Source organism: Verminephrobacter aporrectodeae subsp. tuberculatae At4 (assembly GCF_000193225.1).
Taxonomy (GTDB): domain Bacteria; phylum Pseudomonadota; class Gammaproteobacteria; order Burkholderiales; family Burkholderiaceae_C; genus Acidovorax; species Acidovorax aporrectodeae.
The window spans coordinates 1-282 of the sequence record NZ_AFAL01000318.1; the positions used below are offsets into that span (position 1 = coordinate 1).

At 70.6% G+C, this 282-nt stretch carries 1 protein-coding gene; it reads right to left on the minus strand.

Annotated features, from left to right (window positions below):
* The coding region (locus tag VTU_RS26290; RefSeq protein WP_040892396.1) for a hypothetical protein at positions 1–282 on the minus strand (282 nt) is incomplete at both ends.

Sequence of the window (282 nt, forward strand, 5' to 3'; positions counted from 1 at the left end):
TGTGCGTCCCCGTGCTGCCCCCGTTGGGCCCGCTGATCGTGCGCCCGCTGGTCTGCGTCGTCGTGCGCAAGATCACGTCGCGCGCATTGAACGCGATGCGGCTCGCCGGGCCCAGGCCCTGCACCACACCGCCGGCGTTGTCCAGCGTCTGCTGCGCGTCCACGCTGACCGCATTGCCGGCCAGGGTTCCCGCATTCACGACGTTGCGACCCGTGACCGTCAGCCGGCCGTCGCCCGTGAGCGCGTCCCCGGTGGCGACGATCGTTCCGGTATTGCTCAGAT